General features: G+C 38.0%; 3 protein-coding genes. All 3 read right to left on the bottom strand.

Annotated elements, in window-relative coordinates:
* Positions 1 to 106 precede the first annotated feature (106 nt).
* Positions 107 to 1,822, bottom strand: coding sequence for an AMP-binding protein (locus tag L1D46_RS20000; protein ID WP_239978119.1), 1,716 nt, complete (start codon positions 1,820 to 1,822; stop codon positions 107 to 109).
* 222 nt (positions 1,823 to 2,044) lie between these two features.
* Positions 2,045 to 2,491, bottom strand: a complete 447-nt coding sequence (locus L1D46_RS20005) for a DUF3010 family protein (protein ID WP_130052294.1) — start codon at positions 2,489 to 2,491, stop codon at positions 2,045 to 2,047.
* A gap of 64 nt (positions 2,492 to 2,555) precedes the next feature.
* Entirely contained in the window at positions 2,556 to 3,569 is a 1,014-nt protein-coding gene (locus L1D46_RS20010; protein WP_239978120.1) for an endonuclease/exonuclease/phosphatase family protein, read from the bottom strand.
* Positions 3,570 to 3,725 lie beyond the last annotated feature (156 nt).

Genomic DNA, 3,725 nt, shown 5'->3' on the forward strand with positions numbered 1-3,725 from the left:
CTTTTCATAACATGGGAGTTCTAATAAATAGGAGTCATAATAAATTTAAAAAGCTCAGGCGTTGCTGAGCTTGGCTGAAATTAGGTTGTATTTTGCAAGCAAATGATTACGAAAAAGCTTTTTCGCTGAGGAGTTCTTGCATTTGTTCGCGCATTTTGAATTTTTGTAGTTTACCAGTCACTGTCATTGGGTATTCTTCAACAAAGCGAATGTATTTTGGTACTTTGAAATAGGCAAGTTTGTCTTTTAAAAATTCGCGAATGGCATTTTCATCAAGCACTGCATCATCTTTGGGTTGTATCCAAGCGCAGACTTCTTCACCATATTTTTCATCGCTAATACCAAAAATTGCTGCATCTTGAATGCCGGGGTAGGTATACAGAACCTCTTCAATTTCTCTTGGGTATATGTTTTCGCCACCGCGGATAATCATGTCTTTGATACGACCAACTATTGCAACAAATCCATCTTTATCCATTACACCTAGATCACCAGAATGTAACCAGCCTTCTTTATCGATAGTTGCGTTAGTTTTTTCTTCGTCGTTCCAATAACAACGCATAATGCCTGCGCCACGGCTACATACTTCACCGGGTATACCTACTTTTTGTACGTCGCCTAATTCGTCGATGATTTTAACTTCAGTATGTGCTAATGCACGGCCTACCGTGGTCACTTGTTTTTCTAGCGGTGAATCGGTTTCTGTAACATTATTGATAGGGCTACATTCAGTTTGACCATAGCCAATTACCACTTCTGTCATATGCATCAAAGTATGAACTTTACGCATTACTTGTTCAGGACACGTAGAACCGGCCATAACACCTGTACGTAGGCTAGATAAATCGTAGTTTGCGAATTCTTTGAGTTCTAACTCGGCAATAAACATGGTCGGTACACCATGTAAACCTGTGCAACGTTCTTTTTCAACCACTTCAAGGGTTGTTTTAGGATCAAATGAATCACCAGGGAAAACCGCGGTGGCACCTTTACTTATACATACTAAATTACCAAGCACCATACCAAAGCAATGATAAAGGGGCACAGGTATACAAAGTTTATCCATATGAGTAAGTTTCATCGCTTGTGCCATTAAAAAACCATTATTCAAGATGTTTTTATGCGATAAAGTAGCTCCTTTTGGATTACCTGTGGTACCAGAAGTAAATTGAATATTGATATCTTGGTCACAATGCAAAGTGGCAGCAATTGCATCTAGCTCTAGCTTATGGGCATCTGTAGCGCGTTGCATAATATCGTTAAAACTAAACATCCCAGGTGCTGGCTCGTTACCAATTCGAATTATGTTTTTTAAATGTGGTAGAGCGCTTAAATTTAATTCACCAGGTTCTGAATTACTAAGCTCAGGCGCTAGTTCATTGAGCATGCTAATATAATTACTCGCTTTAAACTCACTTGCTGTGATAAGTGTTGAACATTCAACACTGTTCAGAGCGTATTTTAACTCGTTTGGTCGGTACGCAGGGTTAATGCATACCATTATTGCCCCAATCTTGGCTGTGGCAAATTGGGTTAAGCACCATTCAATATTATTAGGTGACCAAATGCCTACACGGTCACCAGGTTTAACACCGATAGCTAACAACCCCATGGCAAGCTGATTAATCTGATGTTGATATTGTTTATAAGTTAAACGGATCTGTTGATGATGAACCACTATAGCGGGGTGTTCTGGGTAATTGTCGACAATATCATCAAGATACTGCCCGATTGTTTTATCTATCAAAGGACTGTATGTGCAACCTTTATAATAACTATGAGAAAGTGGAAGCGCATTACTTTGTGTGTTCTTTGTCTGCATTGTTATCTCCGTGTCCGGTTAATTTGTTGTCGTGGACTTGATGCAAAAGAATTGAAAAACATTGTGGGTGATTTTCAAAACATGCGTACCTAATTAACTAAACATAGATTGTCGACAAATAAAAGCTATATAAGACTAATGTACAGAGGGATTTTGAGATTACAGAAAAGTAAATGGAATCGTGGGTATAAAAAACGTGCCGAAGCACGTTTTATTGTTAGGTTATTGTTCGTCTTGCTTATATGTCTTACGCATTAGGTATACATAGGCACTGATAAAGGCATTTTCCTGGAACTTCTTAAGGCCTGTATCTTCGAAATCGATAGGTAAGGGGTTACGTTTTAGCTGCTCTTTAATTGTCGTTGCAGAAAAAATCTGTACATCCAATTCGTCAATCAGCTGAATAGCTGTTTCCATTTTAAAGCCTTTCGCGCTTCCGGCGAACTTACCTTTTGGCTGACGCTCTTTAATCGCAACAGAGTCAATTTGATAATCTTGCATTAGCTTTCTAAAATCAAACTGAAACTTACGCATAACCTCAGTGTCATTACCATTTGCTAAAGTAAAGCGTGTTTGTCTGATGTCACGGATATCAAATACATCATTGTCTTTGGTTAAAATACAAAGTAGTACGTCACTACCTGTGATTTCTACACCGCATGTTCTCATGGTCATTCTCTAAATAACTTAATTTGCGCAATTATAGCAAGTAACGTTATGAAAAACAGTTGCTTTAAAAATGAATTTTTATAGCAATAATACTGTGGTCACTGACACTGATATCTTCGATTAATTGTGTCGGTGAAATATGTTTGTCATAACTTTCATAGTCGAGCGTTTTAACCTTAGAAACTTGGCAATCAGGGTTAAAATGCGCTGAGGCGAGAATGTAATCAAGCACATTACCTTTCCCTTGGTAATAATGGCTGAAGGGTTTTGATTTATTCTCATTAAAACAGCGGCTAAACTCAAAGCTGTCTGTTAAACCAACAACGGGTTCGTTATGTTCTATGCAGGGTTCACAACGAGTTGGGTGAAAACCTTGAGTCATAAATGACAATGTCGGACTGGTAAGTACATCATTAAAATCACCCATAACTAATGTTGCACACTGTTTTTCTCGCTGGGTTTTAAGGGCGTCATAATAAACAATCGATGCTTCTAGTGATCGTGAAATTTGTGATTGCATGGTGCCAACTGTCTGGTGTAGCAACTGCAAAAGTGGATCTTCAAGGTTATGTATATTAAGTATGTGCGCCATTGACTGCACTCGTTGTGATTTAAAATGAACCACATAAAAGCAAACTTCACCAAATTCAGGAAGGTCAATTAAACACTTAATAGGTGTGCGATTAAATTTGAACTCGTTTTGATTATTTAAATACTCAAGTAATTCGGGGCAAGGTGCTAGTGCCTCAACTGATTTAAATGGGTATTTACTTGCAATTGCAACCACAGGGTTGAACAATACTTGCGGGTACAACGCATCATGAGATGGGTTATCGACTGTTTTAAAGTAGTCATAGCCAGCTTCTTTACATTGAACTTCTAAGGCATGTTGACTAAACACTTCTTGAAATGCCACCACATCCGGGCTTGATTCACTCAAAAAATTAGCAACAAACAATTGTTTTTGTTGCCACTGAGTTTTGTTATACCGCTCATGCAATTGATAAAACGAGTAGGGGGGCGCGGTATAATTTAATAAGTTAAACGTTGCAAACTTGAAAGAACGCGAGTTTGACATCTTGATTACCTTAAAAGTATTAACTCATTAAGTATGAAATGAGTTAACTAATTGTCAATTTAGTCTTCTAATTACTTGTATTTGAGTACGTGAGCGGCGACAATGGTCGCTTGTATTTGCGAAGACTCAGTAAATACGAGCTTAATTAGCAATGCT

This window comes from Pseudoalteromonas sp. Isolate3, from assembly GCF_022398505.1.
GTDB classification, from domain to species: Bacteria; Pseudomonadota; Gammaproteobacteria; order Enterobacterales; family Alteromonadaceae; genus Pseudoalteromonas; species Pseudoalteromonas apostichopi.